Below are 24,573 nucleotides of genomic sequence, written 5' to 3' on the forward strand. Positions count from 1 at the left end.
GGTCATGACGAACCCCTCGACGTTGTACCGCGGCGGCGTGCTGCACTGCCCCGCCGACCCGAACGCGACCGCGCTTCTGGTGTCCGGTGGGCGGATCGCCTGGTTGGGGACCGACGGTGACGCGCCGCCGGCCGACCGGGTGGTGGAGCTGGATGGGGCGTTGGTGACGCCGGCGTTCGTCGACGCGCACGTGCACGCCACCGACACCGGGTTGGCGTTGTCCGGGCTGGAGCTGTCCGGGGTGCGCTCGGCGGGGCAGTTGCTGGACGCGGTGGCCGGGTTCGCGGCGGGTCTGCCGGCGGACGCGGTGGTGCTGGGGCACGGTTGGGACGAGTCGGTCTGGTCGGATGCGACGTTGCCGGACGCGGCGGCATTGGATCGGGCGGCCAGTGGGCGGAGGGTGTACCTGTCGCAGGCGTCGATTCATTCGGCGTTGGTGTCGTCGGCGCTGCTGGCGGCGTGTCCGCAGGTGGTGGAGGCGGCCGGGTACGACGCGTCGGGGTGGTTGCGTCGTGACGCGCATCATGTGGTGCGGGCCGCGGCGCAGGGGTCGGTGAGTCGGGCGCAGCGGGTCGTCGCGCAGCGGGTGGCCCTGTCGCACGCGGCGTCGCTGGGTATCGCGGCGGTGCACGAATGCGGTGGTCCGGAGATTTCCGACGAGGAGGACTTCACCGGCCTGTTGGGCATCTCCGGTGCGGGGTTGCCGGAGGTGTACGGGTACTGGGGTGAGTTGGGTGGTGCGGCGCGGGCCCGGGAGTTGGGTGCGGTGGGCGCCGGTGGTGACCTGTTCGCCGACGGGGCGTTGGGTGCGCGCACGGCGCACGTGTCGCAGGCGTACGGCGACGGTGACGGTGACGGCTGCGGGCACGGGTATCTGTCGGCGGAGCAGGTGCGTGATCACCTGCTGGACTGCACGGCGCACGGCGTGCAGGGCGGTTTCCACGCGATCGGTGACGCGGCGGTCGGCACGGTGCTGGAAGGGTTCGCGGGGGCGGCGCGGACGGTGGGCGTGGAGCGGTTGCGGGCCGCGCGGCACCGTATCGAGCACGCGGAGGTCATGACCAAGCGGTTGATCGCCGGGTTCGTGGAGTACGGGGTCGTGGCGAGCATGCAGCCGGCGTTCGACCGGTTGTGGGGTGGCGCGGGCGGGATGTACGAGGCGCGGTTGGGTCTGGACCGGTCGTTGGAGTCGAACCCGGTGGGTGCGATGCACTCGGTGGGTGTGGCGTTGGCGTTCGGCTCGGATTCGCCGGTGACGCCGCTGGACCCGTGGGGGTCGGTGCGGGCGGCGGCGGCGCACCACAACCCGGCGCAGCGGATGAGTGTGCGGGCGGCGTTCGCCGCGCACACCCGTGGTGGGTGGCGGGCCGTGCACCTGGATGTCGAGGGCGTCCTCGCTCTGGGTGCGCCGGCGACGTTCGCGGTGTGGTCGACGCCGGCGGGGGTGGAGCGGGGTCTGCCGGTGCTGCTGGCCGAGGACCCGGAGTTGCGGGGTCCGGAGGACCCGACGCCGTTGCCGGTGTGTCGGAGCCTGGTGCTGCGCGGTGAGGTCATCTATGAGGAAGGGTCGTTGTGACCGGGAAGCTTGATCTTGATCCGGTGCTGGTGGCGCGGGCGCGGGAGTTGGCGCGTCGGGCCGGGCAGCCGGTGGTGGACCTGGCGCGCAGCCACACCACGGTGTCGGTGGAGCGGGCGGTGCTGCGGCTGGCCGGGGTGACCGGTGCCGATCCGGACGGTATTCCGTGGGTGAACCGGCTCGTCGACGCGGTCGCCGCGGATGTGGGGCTGGGGCACGGGGTGGCGGTGCCGGTGTTCGACGCGCTGGTGCGTGAGGGCAGCACCGATGTGACGTTGTTGGCGCAGAAGGCGGCCGCCGGGTCGGTGCGTTTCGCCCAGCCCACCGGTCGGGCGGCGACGGCCCCCCGGTCGGCGGCGCGCAAGGCGGTCGGTGCGGGCATCCGGCGTATCGACCGGCGGCGCGCGGAACGTGACCGCCTCATCCAGCGTCACGGTGACCCGAAGCAGCGGCCGTGGATCTACCTGATCGTGGCGACGGGGGACATCTACGAGGACATTCCGCAGGCGCAGGCGGCGGCGCGGGCCGGCGCGGACGTCATCGCGGTGATCCGCTCCACCGGGCAGTCGTTGCTGGACTTCGTGCCGGAGGGTGCGACCCGGGAGGGTTTCGCCGGCACGTACGCCACGCAGGAGAACTTCCGGTTGATGCGCGCGGCCCTGGACGAGTCGTCGAAGGAGTTGGGCCGCTACGTGCGGTTGACCAACTACGCGTCCGGGCTGTGCATGCCGGAGATGGCGACCCTGGCGGGCCTGGAACGCCTCGACATGATGTTGAACGACTCGATGTACGGGATCCTGTTCCGCGACATCAACCCGGTTCGTACGTTTGTCGACCAGCGGTTCTCCCGGCAGGTGCACGCCCGCGCCGGGATCATCATCAACACCGGTGAGGACAACTACCTGACCACCGCCGACGCCGTCGACGAGGCGCACACGGTGACGGTGTCGCAGCTGCTCAACGAGTTCTTCGCGCACGAGGCGGGGTTGGCGGACTGGCAGTTGGGGTTGGGGCACGCGTTCGAGATCAACCCGGAGGTGCCGGAGTCGTTCCGGTTGGAGTTGGCGCACGCGTTGCTGGCCCGGGAGTTGTTCCCCGACGCCCCGCTGAAGTGGATGCCGCCGACGAAGCACATGACCGGCGACGTGTTCCGGGGCAATCTGCTCGACGGGTTCTTCAACCTGGCGGGCGCGCTGACCGGTCAGGGCATTCTGCTGGTGGGGATGATGACCGAGGCGGTGGTGACGCCGTGGTTGTCGGACCGGGACATCGCCTTGCAGAACGTGCGGTACGTGCTGGGTGCGGCCGGTGGGCTGCACGAGGACTTCGTGCCGGCGCCGGGCGGGTTCATCCGACGCCGGGCCAACCAGGTGCTCGGTGAGGCGCTGGACCTGCTGGAGCGCATCGGGGAGCAGACGTTGCTCACGGCGATCGCGGAGGGCACGTTCGGGATCATGAAGCGGCCCGCGGATCGGGGTAAGGGCCTCGACGGGGTCGCGGCGCACGAGGCGGACTACTGCAACCCGGCCACCGAGATCCTGGAGGCGGCGGCGTGAGCGAGCGAACCGGCAAGCACAGCAGCGAGGCGCAGAAGCAGATCGTGCGGCCGTACGGGGACACCACCGGCGACGGGATGGTGCAGGTGTCGTTCACCCTGCCGGTGAGCCACGACAAGCGGGCCGAGGGCGCGGCGACGCAGTTGGCCAACCGGATGGGCATCGACCCGGCGATGGTCGTGCACGCCAAGCCGATGGGTGACGGGTTCACCTTCTTCGTGGTCTACGGGCGGGTCAATCACCTGGTTGACCTGGACGCGGTGCAGGTGGTGGAACGGGACTTCGCGTTGTTGTCGGCGAAGGACGTCAACACGGTGATCAAGCAGCGGTTGCGGCGCAAGCTGTCGGTGGTCGGGGCGTGCATCGGCACCGACGCGCACACCGTGGGCATCGACGCGATCCTCAACGTCAAGGGCATCGCGGGGGAGAAGGGCCTGGAGTACTACCGGGAGTTGAAAGTCACCAACATGGGTGCGCAGGTCAGCGTGCCGGAGTTGGTGGAGGCCGCCCGGGTGGAGAAGGCCGACGCGGTGCTCGTGTCGCAGGTGGTCACCCAACGTGACGCGCACCTGCACAACACGCGGGAGATGTCCGCGGCCTTCCGGGAGGCGATGCCGGCGGGGCGGCGGCCACTGCTGATCGTCGGCGGTCCCCGGTTCGACGAGACGATGACCGACGAGTTGGGCGTGGACCGGATCTTCGGCCGGGGCACCACGCCCGGCGAGGTGGCCAGCTACCTCGTGCACGCCCTGATCACACAGCGGAAGGCGATGGCATGACCGAATCCAGGCTCGGGTTGACGGTGACGCACCGGCGGTACGTGCCGTACTCCCACGCCCACTACGCCGGCAACCTCGTCGACGGGGCGTACGCCCTCGCGTTGTTCGGGGACGTGGCGACCGAGGTGTGTATCCGCACCGACGGTGACGAGGGCCTGTTCGCCGGGTACGCCGACGTGCGGTTCCACGCGCCGATCCGCGCCGGTGACGTGGTGGAGGTGACCGCGCGGGTGTCCCGGGTAGGCACCCGCAGCCGCACCCTGGAGCTGAGCTGCGCGGTGGTGTGCCGGGGCCGCCCGGACCGTTCCGAGTCCGCCGCCGAGGTCCTGGACCCGCCGATCGTGGCGGTCACTGCGACCGGCACCGTGGTCGTTCCCGCCGCGTCGTGACCCTGGCGGTCTGCGCGGACGTCGGGTCCACGTACACCAAGGTGGCGGTGGTGGATCTGGCCGCGGGTGTGCTGGTGGGCGCGGCGTCGTCGCCCACCACGGTGGGCACCGACGTGCTGCACGGCCTGGACGCCGCCGTCGCGGCGGCCACCGTCGGGCTCGGTGTGCCCGACGCGCCGTGGTATGTGTGCTCGTCGGCCGGTGGTGGGCTGCGGCTGGCCGTGATCGGCTACGAGCCGCTGGTCACCGCGCAGGCGGGCCGGCGGGTCGGGTTGTCCGCCGGCGCGCACGTGGTGCACGTGGCGGCCGGTCGGCTCGGCGCGGCGGACCTGGCGGCGTTGCGGGCGGCCCGACCGGACGTGGTGCTGCTGGTCGGCGGCACCGACGGCGGCGACGCCGAGACGATCACCCACAACGCGACCCGGCTGGCCCGCGCCCGCTGGCGGGTGCCCGTGGTCCTCGCCGGCAACGGCGACGTCCGCGAGGAGTTGACCGGGCTGCTGGAGGCCGCCGGCGTGCCCGTGACGGGCGCGGAGAACGTCCTGCCGCGCATCGGGGTGCTCGCACCGGCGTCGGCGCGGGCGGCGATCCGTGCGGTGTTCCTGCGCCACGTCATCGGTGGGAAACGGCTGTCGAAGGGCACCCGATTCGCGCGGCTGGTACGGGCGGCCACCCCCGACGCGGTGCTCACCGGCGTGGAGGTGCTCGCCGACACCATCGGCGGTGACCTCGCCGTGGTCGACGTGGGCGGGGCCACCACCGACGTGTATTCGGTGCTCACCCCCGACGAGCGGGCCACCGGGCCCGGTCGGGAGGTCGCCGGTAACCTGTGGCGGGCCCGCACCGTCGAGGGCGACCTGGGCATGCGGTGGAGCGCCCCCGGGGTCGTGCGCGCGGCCACCGAGGAGCGGCTGCTCGCCGCGGGTGAGTCCGACGACCTGGCGGCCGCCGCGGCGCGCCGGGCCGCCGACCCGGCGTTCCTGGCCGTGGACGACGACGAGCGGGCCGTGGACCGGCGCATCGCCACCCTCGCGGCGACGGTGGCGTTGCGGCGGCACGCCCGGGGCGCGTCCACGGGCGAGCGGGCCGGGCGGGACCTGCGCGACGTGCGGCTGATGGTGGGTTCCGGTGGGGTGCTGCGGCACGCGCCGACGGCCGCGTCCGGGCAGGTGCTGGCGGCGGTCCTCGCCGATCACGCCGGCGGGTGGGCGTTGCCGCGCGCCGCCGCCGCGGTGGTCGACGCCGACTATGTGCTGGCCGCCGGGGGGTTGCTCGCCGAGGAGCATCGGGCGGCGGCCGGGGCGCTGCTGCGCCACCATCTCCGCACGCATTGAGACTCGCCGACCCGACACGCCGTGTCGCAACACACGACAGGCCGGGTGTGGGTTGACAACCGACGGGGGTTGGCACGTACCGTCTTTGAGTCCTACCACGGGAAGCGGCTGTTGTTCGCTTCGTCCCTTCGTCCGCTGGCCGAGCGACATTTTTGAGCGTCATCGTCGCGGCGGCCAGGTCCAGCGGGCGGGGGTCGGCGGGGCGGCGCGAACCGGCCGCGGTTACCGGTGTACGGGCAGGGTGAGGTGCACGGCCAGTAGACAACGGCCCGGCGGGGGCAGCCAGTCCGCGTCCGGTCGGTCCGAAGGTCGTCGTGCCCCATCCTCGCCACACCGGCCGGGAAGGGCCTGGGAGCATCGGGGCGCGGCGAGAGCCGCGCCCCGATTTGATGTCCGCTGGGGGGTCTGTGCCGGGCGGCCCGATGCGGCCGGCGCGGCCGCCAGCCAGGTAACCTTCGCCCCGTGATCGAGGTGAAGCGGTGACGACCCTGGACCGGGATGAGACCCACACTCCGGCGGTGCTGCCCCAGCAGCCGGTCGTGACCGGCCGGCCGGTGCCGCTGAGGGTCGCCGTGCCCTTGGCCGTGGCCGCCGGGCTGGCCCTGCTGGTGGCGTTCCCCCCGTACGGGGTGTGGCCGCTCGCGCCGGTGGGGGTGGCGTTGCTGGCCGCCGCTGTGCACCGTCGGCGGTTGCGCGCCGGCGCCGGTCTGGGCTTCCTGACCGGGGTGGCGTTCTTCGCCCCGCTGCTGGCCTGGACGAACCTGCACACCGGTTACCTGCCGTGGGTGCTGCTGTCGCTGCTGCAGGCCGGTTATCTGGCGCTGCTGGGCGCGGGCACCGCCTGGGTGTCGCCGCTGGCCGACCGGAGCCGCTGGGCGTGGCCGGCGCTGACCGGGCTGCTGTGGGTGGGGCAGGAGGCGCTGCGCGACCGCACCCCGTTCGGCGGGTTCCCGTGGGGGCGGTTGGCGTTCAGCCAGGACACCTCACCGCTGCTGCGCCTGGCCTCGCTGGGCGGGGCGCCGTTGGTGACCTTCGCGGTGGCGCTCGCCGGCGGGTTGCTGGTCACCGCCGCCTGGCGGGGCTGGGTCACCGCTCGCGAGACGCCACCCGACGACGCGCCGCACGCGCACGGCCCGCAGGGCGGGACGCCGGCGCGTCGGTGGGCTTCGGTGGCCGTACCGGTCGCTGTGGCGGTCGCGCTGACCGCCGCGTGCCTGCTCGTGCCGGTCGCTGCCGCCGGGTCCGGCACCACGGTCACCGTGGCGATCGTGCAGGGCAACGTGCCGCGGCTGGGCCTGGACTTCAACGCCCAACGGCAGGCCGTTCTGAACAACCACGTCGACGCCACCATCGAGCTGGCCGCGCAGGTCGCCGCCGGCACCCAACGTCAACCCGACCTGGTGGTATGGCCGGAGAACTCCAGCGACATCGACCCGCTGCGCAACCCCACCGCCGGGGCACGTATCTCCCAGGCGGCCGACACGATCCGCGCACCGATCCTGGTCGGCGCGGTGCTGCTGGGCCCCGGCGCAGGGCAGGTCCGCAACGTGGGCATCCTGTGGCAGCCCGGCACCGGCCCCGATCTGGACCAGCTGTACGCGAAGCGCCACCCGGTGCCGTTCGCCGAGTACGTGCCGCTGCGCAACGTGGCCCGCCTGGTCAGCGACAAGGTCGACCTGATCCGGGCGGACTTCGTGGGCGGGAGCACCCCGGGCGTGGTACGCGCCGGCCCCGCCGTGCTCGGTGACGTGATCTGCTTCGAGGTCGCCTACGACGGGGTGGTCCGCGACACCGTCATCGGCGGCGCGCAGCTGCTGGTGGTGCAGACCAACAACGCCACCTTCGACGAGGCGGAGGCCCGCCAGCAGTTGGCCATGGTGCGGTTACGGGCGGTGGAGCACGGCCGGCCGGCGTTGATGGCCTCCACGGTCGGGGTGTCCGGGTTCGTCGCACCCGACGGGCGGGTAAGCGATGCCACCGGGTTCAACACCCGAGAGGTCGTGGTGCGGCAGCTGCGGCTCGACGACGGACGTACCCTCGCCACCCGGCTCGGTTGGTGGCCGGAGGTGGCGCTCGCCGGGCTGGCCGCGGCGGCCCTGATCGGCGCGGCGGTGCTGCGGCGACGGCAGCGGGCCATGCCCGGATAGCAACAGCCGGTACGCCGGCGGGAGCGGAGGAACCGTGATCCAGGCGACCGATACGATCCGACGCCCGGATGAGGTACCCGGTGTGGGCCGGGTGCTGGTGGTGATCCCCACCTACAACGAGGCCGACAACATCGCCGCGATCGTGGGCCGGGTCCGGCGCGCCGCCCCAGCGGTGCAGGTCCTCATCGCCGACGACAACAGCCCCGACGGCACCGGTGCGATCGCCGACGCGCTCGCCGACGGCGACGCGCACGTGCAGGTGCTGCACCGCCAGGGCAAAGAGGGCCTCGGCGCGGCGTACCTGGCCGGGTTCGGTTGGGCGCGGGAGCGCCGCTACCAGGCGGTCGTGGAGATGGACGCCGACGGCTCCCACGCCCCGGAGGACCTGCCGGCGCTGCTGAACGCCGCCCGGGACGCCGACGTGGTGATCGGGTCGCGGTGGACCAGCGGCGCGCAGGTGCTCAACTGGCCGCTGCGGCGGCTGCTGCTGTCGCGCTGCGGCAACCTGTACGCGCGTCTCGCGCTGGGCATGCCGGTCTCGGATGCCACCGGCGGCTATCGGGTGTACCGGGTCAGCGCGTTGGACGCCATCGACCTGGGGTCGGTGACCTCGCAGGGCTACTCGTTCCAGGTGGAGTTGTCCCGGTTGGCGCACCAGGCGGGGGTGCGGATCGTGGAGGTGCCGATCACCTTCGCCGAACGGGAACGCGGGGACAGCAAGATGAGCCCCCGGATCGTGGCCGAGGCGCTGTGGCGGATCACCGCCTGGGGTGTGCAGGACCGGCGGCAGGCGGTACGCCGCAGCCTGCACGGCACCGCCACGGGTCAGGCGCGGTGGCCGTGAGCGCGGCCGTGTCATGCTGGATGGACGCGACGCGTCCGTGGTGTCGCGGGAATGGCGATGAGGTGAGATGCGCCGAGGACTGAAGTTCGTGCCGTTGGCCCTGTTGCTGGCGGTGGTGCTGGAGCTGGCGGTGTTCGTCGGTGTGGGGCGGGCGCTGGGGTTCGGGGCGGCGGTGTTGCTCGTGTTCGCCGCGTCCCTGTTGGGGCTGGTGCTGATGCGCCGCGAGGGAATGCGCGCCTGGCGTGGTTTCCGCTCCGCCGCCACCGCAGGGCAACCACCGGGTCGGCAGGTGACCGACGGAATGGTGGGGTTGGCCGGGGCGATGTTGCTCGCGGTTCCCGGCCTGGTCAGCGGGGTGGTCGGGCTGCTGCTGCTGGTGCCGCCGATGCGTCGGCTGGCCCGCGCAGGGGTGCAACGCGTCACCGAGCGGCGGGTGTCGTCGATGGTCGCCGGTGACCTGTTCGGGCCCCGCACCGTGCGGGTGCGCCAGGGTGCGCCGCAACCGACCCCGCAGCCGGAACAGCCGGTGGTGGTCGACGGCGGCCGGGCCATCGAGGGCGAGATCGTCGAGCCCGGTCGCCACTGAGCACAGAAATCACGGCGCCCCCGGGGAAACCCCGGGGGCGCCGTGTTCGTGCGTTCGCGCGGCTCAGGCGCGGCCGCGGCGGGTCCGAACCTCTTGCAGCCGCTCAGCGAGGATGTCCTCGAGCTCGGCGATCGAGCGCCGCTCCAGCAGCATGTCCCAGTGGGTACGCGGCGGCTTGGCCTTCTTCTGCTCCGGCTCGTTGCCGTCGACGAGTCGGGCGACGCTGCCGTCGAACTTGCATTCCCAGGTCATCGGGACCTCGGCGTCGACGGCGAACGGCACCTCGAACTGGTGGCCCTTGGCACAGAGGTACTCGCGGGTCTGACGCGGCGCGAGCTCCGTGTTGCGGTCGGATTCGTAGCTCACCGCGCCAAGGCGGCTTCCGCGCAGCATACGGTCGCCCATGATCGACTTCCCCTCGTTCGTGGTGCTGGTCTTCTGGGTGTAACGGTGCGTTCCCGTCGAGTCATTCCCGCCCGAGGGCGTGAGGCGTCCACGGGTGGGCCGAGGCCAAGGGTAGCCGGCCGGGACGGTCACCCGGCCAGGTGATCCCCAGGCGGGTCGCAACGGTGACGGGTAACCAGTGCCACCGGGGATGTTAACCGCCCGAGCGCGGCGAAGGTTGCGCCGGTGTCAGCTCCGATCAACGGGTGGCGTCGTCGGGAGTGGCGGCACTCAGCCGCGCCAGCGCCAGCGCCAGGTCGCTGACCTGGTCACCGAGCTGCGCTACCCGTCGCTGGGCCAGGTCCCGGTCGGTTTCGGCGGTGTCGAGCCGTACGGTCAGGGCGGTGACACTGCCCTCGGCGGTGGCCGCCGCCTGCCGGGCCGCGGCCAGTTCGGTGGTGAGCGTGTCGCGGTGGGCGGCCGTGGCGGCCAGCTCCGCGCGCAGCCGCGCCGCCAGCTCCGCAACCTCTTGTCGGGCGTCGTCGGCCTGTTGGGTGGCGACCTGCGCGCGGTCGCGGGCCCGGTCGGCCTGCTCCCGGGCACGGGCGGCGTCGGCGGCCTCGGCGCGAGCCCGCTCGGCGTCAGCGCGGGCCTGCTCGATCTGCCGCCGCACGTCCTGCACCTCGGCCTGCCAACGCCCGGCCCGCTCGGTCGCCTCGGCGGCGGCCCGGGTGGCCCGCTCGGCGTCGGCGCGCACCGCGTCACGCTCGACGGTCAGGTCGGCCACCCGCTGCCGCTCGGCGTCCCGCTCCGCCCGCAGGTCCCGCACCTCGTCGCGGGCCTGGTCGCGGTCGCGTTCGGCCTGGGTGCGCAGCGCCTCGGCGGCGCTGACGTCGTGCCGCGCCTGATCGCGGGCAACCTCGGCGCGCTGCGCCCGCTCGTCGGCCGCGGTGGCCTGTCGCACGGCCTGCTCGGCGCGCTGCCGGGCGTCGTCGGCGTCAGCGAGGGCACCGCGGGCCTGCTCACGGGCGCGCGCCGCGCCGGCCGCCGCGGTCTCGGCGTCGTCGCGGGCCTCGTCGCGTTCGGTCTGCGCCGCCGCGACCTCGGTCGCGGCCTCCGCGCGAACCTGGGCGAGTTGCCGCTGCACACCCACCGGGGACAGCTCGGCGTGCAGCGACTCGGTCAACGTCTCGACGATCTGGTCGAGCCGGTCCACCGCCTCCCAGGTGCGGGCCACCTGCCCGGGCAGACCGGGGGCGTTGCGGTGACGCATCCGGCTGTTGCGGGAGGCACGCTGGCAGGCGCCGTCGTTGTCCCGGCAGTAGCGGAACGGTCGGCCCGCGCCGATCCGTTGCGGCACCGGCTGTCCACAGTGGGCGCATGGGCGGGTCTCGGTGGTGTTGGGCTGGACGTCCATCGAGGGCGAAGTCTAGTGCCGGCACCTGGACGACACGTGCAGGGTCGGCTCGCGGCCCAGGCGGTCGCGTCGAGGGTGTAGCGGCGCGGACGCCTGGAGATGGCGGTCGGACCGGCACACGCCCGGCTCGCCGCCGGTGACCTGGCCGCCGCGCCGCTGGCCGCCGCGATGGTCCGCCGCCGCGACCGGGGACAGTGACCGTCGGCTCAGGGTGTGGCGACCGCCGCGCGGGACCGGTCCGCGGCGATCCGGACGGCCAGCGCAGCGAGGGCCGTCCCGGTCACCCAGCGCTGCACCCGCAGCCACACCGGTCGGCGGGCGAAGAACCCGGCCAACGCGCCTGCGCTGAGCACGATCAGCGCGTTCATGCTCAGCGCGACGGCGATCTGGGTCAGGCCGAGCAGCAGGCTCTGCATCGCCAGGTGCCCCCGCGTCGGGTCGATGAACTGCGGTAGCAGCGACACGTAGAGGATGGCGATCTTCGGGTTCAGCAGGTTGGTGACCAGGCCCATGGTGAACAGCCGCCGGGGCGGGTCCGGCGGTAGCGGTGCTGGCGTGAACGGCGAGCGCCCACCCGGACGCAGCGTTCGCCAGGCCAGCCAGAGCAGATAGCCGGCCCCGGCGAGCTTCACCGCCGCGTACAGCGTCGGCACCAGGACGAAGACGGCGGCCAGGCCGGCGACCGCCGCTGCCAGGTAGACGCCGAACCCGGCTGCCACCCCGAGCAGCGAGACCAGGCCGGCCCGGCGGCCCTGCGCCACCGACCGGGACACCAGGTAGACCATGTTCGGGCCGGGCGTGAGCACCAGCCCCAACGCGACCAGCGCGATGCCCAGCAGTGCACCCGTACCCACCATGACGATCCCCCCGTTCACCGATACCCGTACCGACCGTAGGTGAGGCGACCATCCCCGAGCAGGGCCAACGGGCAGGTCGTGGCCTGCCGAATCAAACCGGTCACCAGGGCGGAAAGCCACCTTGCGGGCGTCCGCCGGGAATTGTCACCGGACCGGGTGCGCTGACCGTTGCAGTGCGCGCGCCGTCCGGAGGCTGCGCGTTACGGTGGCCGGGGGAGGTGCCGCAGGGTGACGGAGGCATGGGACGCCGCGGTGGAGGCGCAGATTCGGGGAGCCGTGCAACGCGGCGAGTTCGACGACCTGCCCGGCATGGGCAAGCCGATCCCCGGCCGAGGCGCGCCGTACGACGAGTCGTGGTGGATCAAGAGTTTCCTGGAGCGTGAGGCGCTGCCCAGCGATCTGCTCCTGCCCACCCCGTTGCAACTGCGCCGGCGCATCGAGCAGGTCCCTGACGAGGTCCGCGACCTGCCCACCGAGCAGTCCGTACGCGATTTCGTGGGGCAGTTGAACGCGCAGATCGTGGCCTGGCTGCGCAACCCTGACGGCCCTCGCGTCGTGGTGCGTCCGGTGAACGCCGACGAGGTGGTCCACCACTGGCGCGCCCGGCGCGAGGTCCGCACGCCCGCCACCGAGCCGGTGACCGGTGTCGCGCCGGTCCGCCGGCCTCGCCACGGCTGGTGGCTGCGCTGGCGCCGCCGGGGCTGACCCCCGTCCCGTCAGCAACTCCCCGCCGGCCGCGTCCGAACTCGTTCCGAACGGATCCGAACGCCTGGTCCCGGCCCTGACCGCGCCAGCGCGGATACGGTCTGGGCCGGGCGCCTTGCTGACAGTCGGCGCTGGGACCCGACGGGGGCGAAGTGACCGAGCGCGCCGCGACGTACGCCGAGGTGTTCGCGGTGCGCGAGTACCGCTATCTGTTCGCGGCGTACCTGCTGTCCCTGGCCGGCGACCAGCTCACGGCCGTGACCGTGGCGTACCTCGTCTACAGCCGAACCGGCTCCGCCGCGCTCGCGGCGGCCGCCTACGCCAGTTCCTACCTGGCCTGGCTCACAGGCGGACCGCTGCTGTCCGGACTCGCCGACCGGTTCCCCCGGCGACGCGTCATGGTCGTGTGTGACCTTGCCCGCGTGGTGCTCATCCCGGCGGCGGCGCTGCCGGACCTCCCCGCGCCCGCCCTGGTGGTGCTCCTCTTCGTCGTCAACCTGATGCGGCCACCGTTCGTAACCGCGCGGGCGGCGTTGATGCCGGAAGTTCTCGACGGCGACCGATACGCGGTGGCCAACGGCGTGGACAACATCTGCGCCCAGGTCGTGCAGGTGGTCGGCTTCGCCGTCGGGGGGAGTCTGGTGGCGTTGCTGTCGCTGCGCGGTGCGCTGCTGGTGGATGCCGGCACGTTCCTGGTCTCCGCCCTTTTGATCACGATCGGCGTCCGTTCCCGCCCCGCGCCCCGACCGCCATTGAGCTCGACCCGCCGTGGCCGGGCGGCCGGTCTGCGGGTGATCTTCGCCGATCCCCGGCTGCGCTCCTACGTCCTCGTGCTGTGGACGGCCAGCGCCTTCACCTACGCCGCCGAGGGGCTGATGGCACCGCTCGCCCGACAGTACGGCGGCGGCGCCGGCACCGTCGGACTGTTGCTGGCGGCAGCGCCGTTGGGGATGGCCCTCGGTGGAGTCGCCCTCACCCGGCTTTGTCCACCGGCGGCCCGGCCACGACTCATCCTGCCTCTGGCCGCGCTGTCGGCCGGGGTGCTGGCGGTGACCTGGCTTGTTCCTCCACTGTGGATGGTGCTCCTGCTGTTGGTGCTGGCCGGCGCTGCGAGCGCTTTCGCCATCCCGCTGAACGCGTTGTTCGGCCGGGCGGTGCCGGCGGAGTATCGAGGGCGCGCGTTCGGGGTGGCCATCACCGGTCTGAGTGGGCTCCAGGGGACGGCGATGGTCATGGCGGGTCTGGCCGCCGACCGGTGGCCGGCCACCACGGTGATCGGGTTCAGCGGATTGTCGGGCGCGGTGGCGGTCCTCGCCTTCGTACCGCGGTGGCCGCGGCGACCTGCCTCCACGCCGGTGATGTTCGAGTTTCCGATCGAACAAAGCCGAACGACTTCGAACGCCGACAGCCCTACCGTCGAAGCGGGCGGCGGGCGACGCTGAGGTCACCTGGCGGGCACGGGGGCCGTCACCTAGGGGAGAGGAGAAGCGCATGCGCAGCGTCCGCAACCGTGGCATCAGCTGGACCTGACCGTGACGCGATGGGTGGTCGCCTCGCAGGCGACCACCCATCCCTCGACGGTGGTCCCCGCAGCGGCAGACTGTACTGATGTTGATCGAGTCACAGGCGTCGGACACCTTTCCGGCGCTCATCCTGCGCCCCTGGTGCGAGGACGACCTGGACGCGTTGCTGGCCGCGTACCGGGATCCGGTGCTGCGCCGGTGGACCCGTGTGCCGGTGGCAAACGCCGCCGAGGGCCGGCAGTGGCTGAATCGCACGCGGCAGGACTGGGACGACGGCCGGCGGTACAGCTTCGCCGTGCTCGAGGACACCGTGGACGGTCCACGGCTGGTGGCGAACGTGGTGCTCAAGGGGGTCACGCCCGAGCGGCCGGCGGCCGAGGTGGGCTACTGGACGGCGTCGTGGGCGCGCGGGCGCGGCGTCGCACCGCGGGCGGTCACCGCGCTCAGCCGGTGGACGTTCGACCGGTTCCCCGGGCTGGCGCGCCTCGACCTGCTGCACCAGGTGGACAACGTCGCGTCCTGCCGGGTGGCGCAGAAGAGCGGCTACCTGTTCCAGGAGGTGTTGGCGGCCCGGCCGCCCTTCCCCCTCGACGGTCACCGACACACACTCACCGCCCCCTGACCGAGGGCCGCTCAGTCCACCGCGGGATGCGAGTCGAGACGGTGTGTCGAGCCCGCCGCCAGGGCCTGGTCGACGTGCTGAATGCCCGCGCGGACCAGGTCGCCGTACTGGTCGTCCGGCAGCTGCGCGACGCGCATGCGAGCGGTGGCCAGGTGCTCGCGGGCCGGGCCGGCGTGACCCAACCGCCGGTGTACGTCGGCGAGGTTCAGGTGCAGCGACGGCAGGAAGCCCTGCACCTGAAGCGTGTGGTGGTAGTGCCGGGCACGGTCGTCGGTGAGGTCGGCCACGGCGGCGAGGGCGCGTTCGTCCCACACGAGTTCGGTTTCGGCGGCGTCCTGCAGGTCGGCGAGGTAGTGGGCGAGGGTGCAGCGGTGCAGGGCGTCACCGGTGGGGCCGATCTCGTCCCACAGCGAGGTCAGCAACTCGCGGGCCTGCGGTCGCGCACCGGATTGGCCGAGTTGCACCGCTTCGATGATGCGCGTCATGGTCGGGTCGGGGGTCGGCTGGTCGTCCATGTCGCCGATGCTCGGGCCTCAACCCGGTCGAGGGTCAAATCACCGCCGCTGTCCGGCGGCGGCCAGCCTGACGAGGTGTCGGTGAAGAAGCCGACCACCAGTGTCCCGTCGCGGTTGGGATGCGGTCCCGGCACGCGGGCGCCGCCGAGACGCTCGGTTTGCCGCAGCGCCGCCTCCAACTCGGGGTACGCCGAGTAGCACAGCGTCCGGCGTGGTGTCCCGCGCGGCCACCGACACCACCCGGGATTCCGCCGCCGTCGGTGCTCGTGTCGGGGTGGAGGTCGCCGGGAGCACCGAGATCGCGGTCGTCACCGCTTCTGAGCTGCGACGCTGCTGGTGGGCGACCCGAGGTGACGGTTCTTTTGAGTCGCCCTGGCCCCGCGAGGACGCTGACGCGTATCGGGCCTTGACGGGATCCACGTGCTGATCAGGTCGCACCACCGCCGGTTGAGCTGAACCGCATCGGGGGCCCATACGTGGGCGTCCACGTCCCACGCTGCCTGGTGTCGTTTCGTAGGAACGACTCAGGGACAGGGCGCTCGAAACCTCACCGCGTCGTCGCGTACCCTCCAGGCCCGTCCGTAGTTTCCAGACCAAACACAACCGTTTCTGCGAAACAGCCCCTGCTCGGATGGCGGGCAACCACGAGGGCGCGTCTGGAATTGACCTGCTTCGACGGAAGGGGTCGATAGACCGATGGTCGTAGAACACCGCGAGCGGGGTCCCTCACCCCACGACGTCGGCTTGACATCGATATCCGGCTCCGCCTATAGCTCGATCATCTGTATATTGACCCTCCATGGCGAGCATGCGGCGACCGAGTTTTCTGATTTTGTCGGCGCTCGCGCTGGGCCCGCTACACGGGTACGCGGTGATCAAGGAAGTGTCGCGGCTGTCGGGCGACCGGACGCAGCTCGCCGCCGGCACGCTGTACGCGGCGCTCGACCGGCTGAGCGACGAGGGCCTGATCGAGGTCGACCGTGAGGAAACCGTCGACGGCAGGCTCCGTCGGCACTACCGGCTGACCGATCCGGGCATCGCCGCACTGGCCGCCGAGGCCGAGCAGATGCGCCGCGACGCACGGATGGTCGCTCAGCGGCTCCGCGGCGCCGGCCCCGCTGGTGCTCCCCGCGCTGCCTGACCGACCCGCGAGCGGCATCGCCCTCACAGACCCCGAACACCGAAGGGATCAACATGCCCGACGACCTCCGCACCACGCGTCTGGCCCGCAGATACCGTCGGTGGCTGCTGTCCTACCCCCCGGAATATCGACACGAGCGTGGTCCGGAGATCCTCGCGACGCTGCTCGACGCCGCTGGCCCCGGCCGCTCGCGGCCGGCCGCTCGCGAGGCCGCCCTGCTGCTCCGGCATGGCCTGGGCCAACGTGTCGCCGAGTTCGGGCGTCGGGCGTTCGTGGTCGCGGCATTCGCCGCCGTGCTCGGCGGGCTGAATGGCATCGCGCTCGGGTCCTGGCTGGCCTGGCGGGACGTGGACTCGATGGCGCCGGACCGGACCACAGCGATCAACTTCGCGCAAGCGGTCCTGCCGGGCCATTTCGACGACGAAGTCGAATACTTCGGGCGGCAGACCTTCTGGAACCCGTACAGCAACGAAAGCCTGCACGGCGGCACCGGCGTACGTGTTGGCCGGGCGCAAGTGACCGGCACCGTGCCGCAGAACACCAGCATCGAACAGGTCGCCGCCGCCGTCACAAGTCAGATGCGCGCACAGGGCTGGCAGGACGTACGCACCACGGGCCGGAATGGGGCGCTGACTTCGCCCGGCGCGATCGCCGAGGTGGCCGGCACGCGCAACGGATACCTGGCCGCAGTGCAATTCACCCAGGCCGGCGATTACCAGCCGTCCCTGAGTTTTGCCCTGATGTGGGCCGAGCCGCCCGGCCACCTACGCGACACCATCGTCGGCGGTCTGGCCGGCGCTTTGTTCGGCGCCCTGGTTGGGCTGTCCACTGCCAAGCGCATGCGCCGGTACGGCCCCGGGATGCAGCGGCTGTACTCGCGACTCTGCCTCGCCACACTGCTGATGCTTGCCCCAGCCTGTCTTGGCAACATCCCCACCTCGACCGGCTCCCTGCTGGCCAACACCGATCGCAACGGCTCCGGCCCCGCGGTTTACTGGGGCGGTTTCGTGATCTACGGAGCCGAGCCGCTCGCGATCCTATCCCTGGTACCGATCCTGGCCATCATCGTCTGCTGCGTCTGGCCACACTCCGCAACCGTCCGCACTCCCACCACCGCCTAGGTGTTCTGCACGAACACCGACGGCGGCCCGTCGTTTATCCGGCCGCACCCGGTCCGGCGACGCGCAGCGGCCGGTAGCCGTCGGTGTCGAGCTGGGCGAGCTCGCCGTCGATGTCGACCGAGTGGGTGCCGTAGAAGTGCATGTTCTCGTGGTGGGTCGGCCAGATGTGCGCCACGACTTCGTCGTCGATGTCGCGGCCGGTCCGGCGCACCGCTGCCACGCCAAGGCCGTGGTACTGGGTGGACCAGCAGACGATCGCGTTGGTGGCCAAGGTGAGGCACCACATCTGCTCGGTTTGCTGCTCGTGGTGCCGACGCCGCAGTGCTCCCTCGCCGGCGTAGGCCAGGGAACGGCGCAGGGCGTGCAGGTTCTCGCCCTTGTTCAGCTGCCGGGAGATCCGCCGCCGGTACGTCTCGTCGGCCAGGTAGCGGGCGGCGTAGACCGTACGGTGCAGCGCTCCGTATTCCTTGATCGCGCTGGTCAGCGCGTTCTGCTGCCGCTTCGAGGAGCACAGCTTGCCGACCACCAACGCCGCGGTGGCGTGCCCGCCCTGCACGCTCGCGGAGACTCGCAGCAGGTCGTCCCACATGTCCGTGATTAGGTCCAGGTTCAGGCCCCGGGTCAGCCGCGCCAGTTCCTCCGCCGAGAACACATCCTGAGGCGCCACGAACCCACCGCCTAAGCATCGGCCGTCACCAAACGGACGGCACGCTATGGCTCGGGACAGACCTTTGATCAACCCTCAGTTCTTAGCGTTGTTTTGGTCTGGAACTACGGACGGGCCCTCCAGCGGCAATTGATGGTTTGTCGGTAACGATAATCCAATAAACTAGGCCTACAAAAGGGGCGTAACGTACACACACCATAATGACAGTTCTTGTGCGTAAGGATTCCGTATGGTGTATCTGTGATCTTCAAAGGTCTATGGCGCTGAGCCTTCGTCAGTAGTTGGCGCAACGTCGGGTGGCCGAGATCGGCCACCCGGGTGATCGGTAACGTTGTGTGACGAGCACCACCCAGCGGGGCGAGTCGCTCGACGTCCGCTTCTGGCTCCCCTCTGTGTCAAGAGGCCGCGGCGAGGGTTGTTCTAGGCTGGGGTCTGGCGGGTCCGGGAAGTGACTTCTCCGAAGAGCCGGCATGGGGATGTGAGCTGGTCACGCTGGAGTCAGTAGTCGTCTCCCGTTGTCCTCCCGGGCCCGTCGCCGTGGCCATCGTGGCGTCGTCGATCATTTGTCGGTAGACGATGTCGGACAAGCGTCGTTTCAGCGCCCGCATCGCTTCCATCGATGTCTTCCCGGCGGCTTTCTTCCGATCGAAGTAGGCGCCTTCGGTGGGGTTGCGTAGCTATGGTCCAGGACGTGTTGGGCGAAGGGCTCGTTGAACTCGATGTCGACGACCGACGCGGCCTCACGCCGTTGTTCTGGACGAACATCGCCCCGTACGGCGAGGTCCGGCTGAACATGACCAACCGGCTCACGCTGGGCGGCGGCGTGGCCACCGCCAACCCGGCCCCGGCCGGAGAAGATGACATCGAGCAGCGCCCGGCCGCCTGAACCGCGCCGGGTCCCGCTTCCACGGAAGCACGAGCAGAGGACACCGTCATGCCCCAGACCAGCACCGCCACCCACACCCGGGCGCTCGCCGCCGAGTTCGCGAGCGTGTCCGCCACCAGTCTGGCCGCCACCACCGCGGCGGTCGCCGCCGGCGACTGGCGCCAGGCTTCCGTCCAGGCCGACCACCTGCGCACCGGCGGCCGGCACCTGTACTACAGCGTCGTCCGCGACGCCCTGGACGCGGGCCTGGACTGGTGGCAGCTCGGCGAGCACCTGTCGGCCTGCCCGACACGCACGACATGCGACCGCAGTACGGCATCGCCATCGACGACCTCGACGAAGGCCACAGCCTCGCCCGGGAACCCAAGGTCCGCCAGCTGCGCGCCGCGGGAGAGCTCCTCGGCGACGACATCTGGATCACCGTCACCGTGCCTGGCGACTTCGAGGGCGCCATCGGCGACCCGACCGAGCACCTGGACGTGATCACCCAGTGGACCACCGTGGTCCTCACCGACGAGGAGCTGGTTTGGATCCGCGAGGCCATCGCTCTCAACGCCGAAGGTTCCGGCGGCGACCTCGACGATTTCGACGACGTCGACTTGGACCCGTTGCCGCTGCATTGAGCACCGACTGCCGACGGGCGTGCCCCGCCGATTCTGGGCGGCACGACCGTGGCGAAGGAAGATCTGGCGCTGGAGGACTACAGCCCTGGAAAGTCACGATAAGCAAGATCAGCCGTCATCGGCGGTAGTGCGCGGGACTGTCCGATTCTTTCTTACAGGCCCGTGACCCCCGTCAGCTAAGCGGCTTGCCGGGGGCGCGTGCCGGGGGCGAGAGCCGTGCCGGGCAGGGCGGCGCCGCGTAGTGTGCCGGCGAGCGTCTGCGTGCGCAGCGCGGTCCGCAGCAGCGCCCAGCCGATCAGGCCGCCGAGGGTGTTGGCGATCACGTCGTTGATGTCGACGGATCGGCCGTTGTTGAACAGGATGTAGGTGAGCAGCTGCGTGCTCTCGATTGCCGCGCTGGTCAGCGCGGTCAGCGCGGTGACGCGTCCCGCCGAGGTGGCCCGCGATGAGATGAGTGGCAGCAGCATGCCCAGCGGGATCAGCATCACGATGTTGGGCAGGGCGCTGACGTCCATGGTGAGCAGGGGGATCCAATTCAGCTGGTTGTGCCAGGGCATCAGGTTCGCGCCTTCGCCCCAGGTGATGTCGAGCGGGAAGATCGTGATGGACAGCACCGCCGCCGCGTACAGCGCCACGATGACACGGAGCGCTGCATGCCGCCCGGTGTGCCCTACCGCTCCGCGCCGCGCCCGGATGGTGAGGACGACGGCGTACGCGGTGAGCAGCGGCCCGAGCACAAGGGCGGCGCCGATCTGGAATGACACGTTCATGAGGGTCCTTGCAGTTGAGCGGCGGGCGCCGTCGGACGACGACGGGTCGACTCTGCCGCCGGCCACCCTGCTGCCGTATCTGCTGAAAGGCCGGTCCGTCGCCGGCCGGCTATGACTTTCGGCCGAGGTCGATCCGTCCGGCCTGCGGATATCCTCGGGCCATGCGGTCCTTGTCCCTCTCATCCGGTCGTGCGGCGGCCCTCGCCAGGGCGGGTGGCGTCATCGCGGCCTGCGCCGCGGTGACAGCGGTGCTGCTGGACATGCGGATGGGGACGTTCCGGCAGCCGGTCACCGGCGCCCCGCTGCTGATCTCGGCTGCCGCGGCCGCAGTCGTGCTGGTGCTGCTGGCGCGGCTGTCGGCGGCCGGCGTCGGCTGGGCCGCATGCGGGGTGGGGACAGTCTCGCTCGGGTGCTCGGTGGCGCTGCGCCTGCATGTGGACGGGGCGGGTGATCTCGGCCCGGCGGCCTCGTCCGCGTACGGGGCTTTCGAGGCCGTGGCGCTGCTCGTGATTCTGCTGATCTGCGCGCGCCGGGCCACACCGGTAGGGGCCGCGTTCGGGGCGCCCTTGCTCACCGCTGGCGTGGTGCTGCGGCCGGTGGCGATCCGAGCGCAGGAGGGCTCGGTGACTGTCGCGCTTTTCCTCGCCCTGCTCGCCGGCGCCGCGCTCGCCGCGGGGCTCACCTCCCGGCTGGTGGCGGCTGCGAGGGAGCAGCGGGATGAGCGGATCCGGCTCGACCAGCGGATCGGCTTCGCCCGCGACCTGCACGACTACGTCGCCCACCATGTGACGGGCATCATCGTCCAAGCCCAGGGCGCCCGGGCCATCGCGGCGAAGAACCCCGACCTGGTGCAGCCCGCTCTGGAACTCATCGAGCAGACCGGCGCCGAAGCGCTCGAGTCCATGCGGCGGATGGTGGGAGCCCTGCGCGACGAAGCCGGGGGCGGAGCCGGGGCCGGCGCGGCGGTTGCGTTGCCGGTGGACAGCGGGCTCGACGGGGTCCGGTCCCTGGTCGACGGCTTCGCGCTCCCGGATACGCGTATCCGGCTCGTCGAGCGGGGCCCGCTCGACGGCATACCGGCGGAGGTCACGAGCAGCATCCACCGCGTGGTGATGGAAGCCCTGACCAATGTGACCAGGCACTCCCACAGCTGCGACACGGTCGAGGTGCTGCTGACCGCCGTACCCACAGGAACGGTCGACGTCGAGATCCGCGACAACGGACACGCACGCCGCAGCACCCCGAGCAGCGGGAACGGTTACGGACTCCGTGGGCTGCGCGAGCGGGTCACTCTAGCCGGCGGAACCTTCCGGGCCGGCCCCAGGAACGGTGACCGGGGCGAGACCGGCTGGACGGTGGCGGCATCCTTCCCCGGCCGTGCGGCGGCATCCTCCGGCGGCGCGAGTGACTGCCGTGCCGAGAGCGGCGGGACCCGATGACGACGACCCGGGTGCTGATCGCGGACGACCAGGCCATCGTCCGTACCGGCATGGCCATGATCCTCGCGGCCGAGGACGGCATCGAGGTCGTCGCGCAAGCCCACGACGGCCTGGAGGCGGTCGAGCAGGTGGCCCGGCACCGCCCCGACGTCGTGCTGATGGACATCCGGATGCCCCGCCTCGACGGCCTGGAGGCGCTGCGGCTGCTCACCCGGCCCGGGGTCGTTCATGTGCCGAGGGTGGTGATGGTGACGACCTTCGACGACGACGAGTACGTGCACCGTGCGCTGCGGGGCGGCGCCTACGGCTTTCTGCTGAAAGACGCCGGGCCCCGGCTGCTGGCGGAGGCCGTCCGGTCGGCGGCCCTGGGCGAGGCGCTGATCAGCCCCTCCGTCACCGTGCGGCTGCTCCAGCGGTTCACCGAACCGGCTCGGCAGCCACTACGCCCACCCGGCGGAGCGCTGTCACGGCGAGAGGAGGACATCGTCGGCCTGGTGGCTCGAGGACACACCAACGCCGAGATCGCCACCGGCCTCCATATCAGCACCGGAACGGTCAAGACGCATCTCAGCAACATCCAGAGCAAGCTCGACGTCCGCAACCGGGTGGAGATCGCGGCCTGGGCATGGCAGTCCGGCCTAGTGCGATGAGCGGCGAGGGCCTATCCCGTGCAGCCTCCGGCACGTGCGGAACCCCAGTTCGGATGCCGTCTGTATGAAGGCCATCAGTGATCTTGTTCAGCGATCGATCGTTACCTGAACAAGATCAACAAATGACTACGGGGACGGCCAGTGCCGTCCAGAAAACCCGTCCAACAACCCGGCGCGTCCAACAAGGAGCCCCGGCGATTGTTGGCATGATCACCGGCATGGACACCGCCCCCGCCCCCGCCCTCGTCCCGGCCGCCGTCGCCGGTGACCTACTCGCCCCGGCGACACTGACCGGCGTCCTCGTCGGCTAAGGCCGCGTCTCCACCCGCGACCAGAACCTTGCCCGCCAGGAAGCGGGGCTGAAGGCGGCCGGCTGCGCCAAGTGCTTCTTCGACAAAGCCAGCGGTAAGAACACCGACCGGCCCGGCCTGCACTCCGCCTACGAGTACCTGCGCCCCGGCGACGCGCTGACCGTGGTGTCCCTCGACCGGCTCGGCCGGTCCCTGGAAGACCTCATCGGCATCGTCGCCACCTCAAACGCATGGGCGTCGGGTTCCTGTCCCTTGCCGAGAAGCTGGACACCACCACTCCCGGCGGGATGTTCATCTTCCACGTCTTCGCAGCCCTCGCCGAGTTCATCCGCAACATCATCGTCGCCAACACCAACGACGGCCTGGCCGCCGCCCGAGCCCGCGGCCAACGCCTCGGCCGACCCCCGGTGATGACACCCGAGAAGGTCGCCTACGCCCTCTCGCTGCTGGTCGAGCCCGAGCGTTCGCTGCGCTCGATCGCGACCCTGCTCAAAATCTCCCCGACCACCCTCTACAAGGTCCTGCCCGAACTGCTCACACCCGAGCAGGCCACGACGCGCCTGGGCAAACAGATCGACAGGCTGCCCGCCAACCCCCGCCCGGCACCCTCCCTCACCGCGTACGACCAGCTGCTCACCCAGCGACCCAGCCGAGAAGACTAAAGATCAACTAACTAAATGGTCCCCGCTGACACGAACGTTAGGAAACCCCCCTTTCGCGGACGCTCGCCGGAGGCGATCCACCGCTCGACCTTGGGCTTGTGATGCCAGCCACCCTCACACCGTCGACGCCGAGCGGCACTCGACAACACCGGGAAGCGCTGGCCTGCCCAAGCATCCGCTAGATCAACTTTTTGGCGGCTGGTGACACGTTTCTTACCAACACCCCCAGTGGTACGACAGGGGGATGAGGTGGACGCCGCCCGGGAAGCCCGACGTCGCGACCCAGAGATCGATCTCGTTCTCCAACTTCGCACGAGTGTCCCGCAGTCTTTCCTCAAGCCCACGCGGCGGCGCGCCCGTCATGCTTTCTCCATTCACTTTGTGCGGCCGTCTCGTGATCGGCGGCCAGGTTGGGCAGGCAGCAGTGACGCGTCAGGGCGTGGGCGCCAGCGATGCGGCCTCCCACGCGAACCCGTCCGGGTCGGTGAACGGCCCGGCACCGCCGCCGATCATGAGCCGGTGCGATCCGGTGCCGTCGGGAGCGACGCCGAGGTCCTTGGCAAGTGCACGGCGCCGGTACAGCGCCAGCTTGACAGGGTTCGACCCAGCGGCGAACTCGACGTACATGCGGGCAAAGCTCTTCGCCACGGCAAGGCCGCGCTCGACGTAGAACCGCTTGCTCGCGGCCACGTCCGCCACTCCCAGCAGGAGCACCATCTCGTCGATCTGCCGGGTGGCCGGGCCGGTGTCCTTCTTCGCCGAGGTCGCGACCTTCCAGATCGTCCCGTCCGGGGCCTGGACGACTCCGCCGTAGCCCCAGAGCGACTTCGCGGCAGGCTTCACCGACGTGGCGCCGGCGTCCAGGGCAGCGCCGATGAGGCTGTTGACGGTGGCCGGCTGGGACACCGTGAGCGCGAGCGTGAACCCACGGAAGCCGGTCGTCGGTGCCTCCGAGGCCCGCAGGCGTATCTGGGTGTCCAAACCGAAGGCGTCGGCGTAGAAGCGGTTGGCCGCCGTGGGGTCGGCCACGTCGAGGGTGACGGATTCGATGTTTGCCATGCCCATCACG

At 71.3% G+C, this 24,573-nt stretch carries 23 protein-coding genes and 2 pseudogenes; 18 read left to right on the forward strand and 7 right to left on the reverse strand.

Going from position 1 to position 24,573, the window contains the following annotated elements; translation table 11 throughout:
- Window positions 1–4 precede the first annotated feature (4 nt).
- From OG811_RS26680 to OG811_RS26715, 8 genes are all read left to right on the forward strand, one after another.
- A complete protein-coding gene (locus OG811_RS26680) occupies window positions 5–1,576 on the forward strand; it encodes an amidohydrolase (protein WP_406069630.1) in 1,572 nt (523 codons plus the stop codon).
- Window positions 1,573–3,132, forward strand: a complete 1,560-nt coding sequence (locus OG811_RS26685) for a lysine 5,6-aminomutase subunit alpha (RefSeq protein ID WP_406069632.1) — start codon at window positions 1,573–1,575, stop codon at window positions 3,130–3,132. Before OG811_RS26680 ends, OG811_RS26685 begins: the two co-directional genes overlap by 4 nt.
- Window positions 3,129–3,911, forward strand: a complete 783-nt coding sequence (locus OG811_RS26690) for an OAM dimerization domain-containing protein (protein WP_406069634.1) — start codon at window positions 3,129–3,131, stop codon at window positions 3,909–3,911. Before OG811_RS26685 ends, OG811_RS26690 begins: the two co-directional genes overlap by 4 nt.
- Complete coding sequence (locus OG811_RS26695; RefSeq protein WP_406069635.1) at window positions 3,908–4,300, forward strand: hotdog domain-containing protein; 393 nt, start codon at window positions 3,908–3,910, stop codon at window positions 4,298–4,300. Before OG811_RS26690 ends, OG811_RS26695 begins: the two co-directional genes overlap by 4 nt.
- On the forward strand, window positions 4,297–5,634 hold the full coding sequence (locus OG811_RS26700; protein ID WP_406069637.1) for a glutamate mutase L: 1,338 nt from the start codon (window positions 4,297–4,299) through the stop codon (window positions 5,632–5,634). The genes OG811_RS26695 and OG811_RS26700 overlap by 4 nt, the downstream gene beginning before the upstream one ends.
- Before the next feature lie 488 nt (window positions 5,635–6,122).
- Window positions 6,123–7,781, forward strand: coding sequence for an apolipoprotein N-acyltransferase (lnt, locus tag OG811_RS26705; protein ID WP_406075934.1), 1,659 nt, complete (start codon window positions 6,123–6,125; stop codon window positions 7,779–7,781).
- Window positions 7,782–7,815: 34 nt separating this feature from the next.
- A complete protein-coding gene (locus tag OG811_RS26710; RefSeq protein ID WP_406069639.1) occupies window positions 7,816–8,625 on the forward strand; it encodes a polyprenol monophosphomannose synthase in 810 nt (269 codons plus the stop codon).
- Window positions 8,626–8,692: 67 nt separating this feature from the next.
- Window positions 8,693–9,211 (forward strand): FxsA family protein, encoded by a 519-nt coding sequence (locus OG811_RS26715; protein ID WP_406069641.1) that lies wholly within the window; start codon window positions 8,693–8,695, stop codon window positions 9,209–9,211.
- Window positions 9,212–9,274: 63 nt separating this feature from the next.
- Here OG811_RS26715 and OG811_RS26720 read toward each other — a convergent pair whose 3' ends face one another.
- From OG811_RS26720 to OG811_RS26730, 3 genes are all read right to left on the reverse strand, one after another.
- Window positions 9,275–9,616: an RNA polymerase-binding protein RbpA gene (locus OG811_RS26720; RefSeq protein ID WP_200215782.1), complete on the reverse strand. Its 342-nt coding sequence runs from the start codon at window positions 9,614–9,616 to the stop codon at window positions 9,275–9,277.
- A gap of 238 nt (window positions 9,617–9,854) precedes the next feature.
- Window positions 9,855–11,012, reverse strand: a complete 1,158-nt coding sequence (locus OG811_RS26725; protein WP_406069642.1) for a hypothetical protein — start codon at window positions 11,010–11,012, stop codon at window positions 9,855–9,857.
- Window positions 11,013–11,218: 206 nt separating this feature from the next.
- The gene (locus OG811_RS26730) at window positions 11,219–11,869 is read right to left on the reverse strand and encodes a LysE family translocator (protein WP_406069644.1); all 651 of its coding nucleotides are present in this window, start codon (window positions 11,867–11,869) and stop codon (window positions 11,219–11,221) included.
- Window positions 11,870–12,097: 228 nt separating this feature from the next.
- Between OG811_RS26730 and OG811_RS26735 the strand changes: the two genes are divergently transcribed.
- The 3 genes from OG811_RS26735 to OG811_RS26745 all read left to right on the forward strand — a co-directional run bounded on the left by OG811_RS26735 (window position 12,098) and on the right by OG811_RS26745 (window position 14,719).
- On the forward strand, window positions 12,098–12,574 hold the full coding sequence (locus tag OG811_RS26735; RefSeq protein WP_406069645.1) for a DUF1992 domain-containing protein: 477 nt from the start codon (window positions 12,098–12,100) through the stop codon (window positions 12,572–12,574).
- Window positions 12,575–12,726: 152 nt separating this feature from the next.
- Window positions 12,727–14,016, forward strand: a complete 1,290-nt coding sequence (locus OG811_RS26740) for an MFS transporter (RefSeq protein ID WP_406069647.1) — start codon at window positions 12,727–12,729, stop codon at window positions 14,014–14,016.
- A 166-nt stretch (window positions 14,017–14,182) separates the two neighbouring features.
- Window positions 14,183–14,719 carry a GNAT family N-acetyltransferase gene (locus OG811_RS26745; protein ID WP_406069649.1) on the forward strand — a complete coding sequence of 179 codons (537 nt, stop codon included), beginning with the start codon at window positions 14,183–14,185 and terminating at the stop codon, window positions 14,717–14,719.
- An 11-nt stretch (window positions 14,720–14,730) separates the two neighbouring features.
- On the opposite strand, the gene OG811_RS26750 is transcribed toward OG811_RS26745, so the two are convergent.
- A complete protein-coding gene (locus OG811_RS26750) occupies window positions 14,731–15,234 on the reverse strand; it encodes a hypothetical protein (RefSeq protein WP_406069651.1) in 504 nt (167 codons plus the stop codon).
- Between the two features lie 799 nt (window positions 15,235–16,033).
- Between OG811_RS26750 and OG811_RS26755 the strand changes: the two genes are divergently transcribed.
- Window positions 16,034–16,375, forward strand: a complete 342-nt coding sequence (locus OG811_RS26755; RefSeq protein WP_406069652.1) for a PadR family transcriptional regulator — start codon at window positions 16,034–16,036, stop codon at window positions 16,373–16,375.
- 53 nt (window positions 16,376–16,428) lie between these two features.
- The gene (locus tag OG811_RS26760; RefSeq protein ID WP_406069654.1) at window positions 16,429–17,496 is read left to right on the forward strand and encodes a hypothetical protein; all 1,068 of its coding nucleotides are present in this window, start codon (window positions 16,429–16,431) and stop codon (window positions 17,494–17,496) included.
- A gap of 34 nt (window positions 17,497–17,530) precedes the next feature.
- Here the strand turns inward: OG811_RS26760 and OG811_RS26765 are convergent.
- Window positions 17,531–18,127, reverse strand: a pseudogene (locus OG811_RS26765) (Tn3 family transposase); the annotation flags it as partial.
- Window positions 18,128–18,842: 715 nt separating this feature from the next.
- Between OG811_RS26765 and OG811_RS26770 the strand changes: the two are divergent.
- Window positions 18,843–19,049, forward strand: coding sequence for a hypothetical protein (locus OG811_RS26770; protein WP_406069656.1), 207 nt, complete (start codon window positions 18,843–18,845; stop codon window positions 19,047–19,049).
- Window positions 19,050–19,303: 254 nt separating this feature from the next.
- Window positions 19,304–19,672 carry a hypothetical protein gene (locus tag OG811_RS26775; RefSeq protein ID WP_406069658.1) on the forward strand — a complete coding sequence of 123 codons (369 nt, stop codon included), beginning with the start codon at window positions 19,304–19,306 and terminating at the stop codon, window positions 19,670–19,672.
- 176 nt (window positions 19,673–19,848) lie between these two features.
- Here the strand turns inward: OG811_RS26775 and OG811_RS26780 are convergent, their stop codons facing one another.
- Window positions 19,849–20,442 (reverse strand): VanZ family protein, encoded by a 594-nt coding sequence (locus tag OG811_RS26780; protein ID WP_406069659.1) that lies wholly within the window; start codon window positions 20,440–20,442, stop codon window positions 19,849–19,851.
- A 161-nt stretch (window positions 20,443–20,603) separates the two neighbouring features.
- On the opposite strand from OG811_RS26780, the gene OG811_RS26785 reads away from it, so the two are divergent.
- From OG811_RS26785 to OG811_RS26795, 3 genes and pseudogenes are all read left to right on the forward strand, one after another.
- Complete coding sequence (locus OG811_RS26785; protein ID WP_406069661.1) at window positions 20,604–21,881, forward strand: sensor histidine kinase; 1,278 nt, start codon at window positions 20,604–20,606, stop codon at window positions 21,879–21,881.
- Window positions 21,878–22,531 (forward strand): response regulator, encoded by a 654-nt coding sequence (locus tag OG811_RS26790; RefSeq protein WP_406069663.1) that lies wholly within the window; start codon window positions 21,878–21,880, stop codon window positions 22,529–22,531. Before OG811_RS26785 ends, OG811_RS26790 begins: the two co-directional genes overlap by 4 nt.
- 314 nt (window positions 22,532–22,845) lie before the next feature.
- Window positions 22,846–23,504, forward strand: a pseudogene (locus OG811_RS26795) (recombinase family protein); the annotation flags it as partial.
- Between the two features lie 432 nt (window positions 23,505–23,936).
- Here OG811_RS26795 and OG811_RS26800 read toward each other — a convergent pair.
- Window positions 23,937–24,563 (reverse strand): glyoxalase, encoded by a 627-nt coding sequence (locus tag OG811_RS26800; protein ID WP_406069664.1) that lies wholly within the window; start codon window positions 24,561–24,563, stop codon window positions 23,937–23,939.
- Window positions 24,564–24,573: the final 10 nt, after the last annotated feature.

Source organism: Micromonospora sp. NBC_01638 (assembly GCF_045209745.1).
Lineage (GTDB): Bacteria > Actinomycetota > Actinomycetes > Mycobacteriales > Micromonosporaceae > Micromonospora.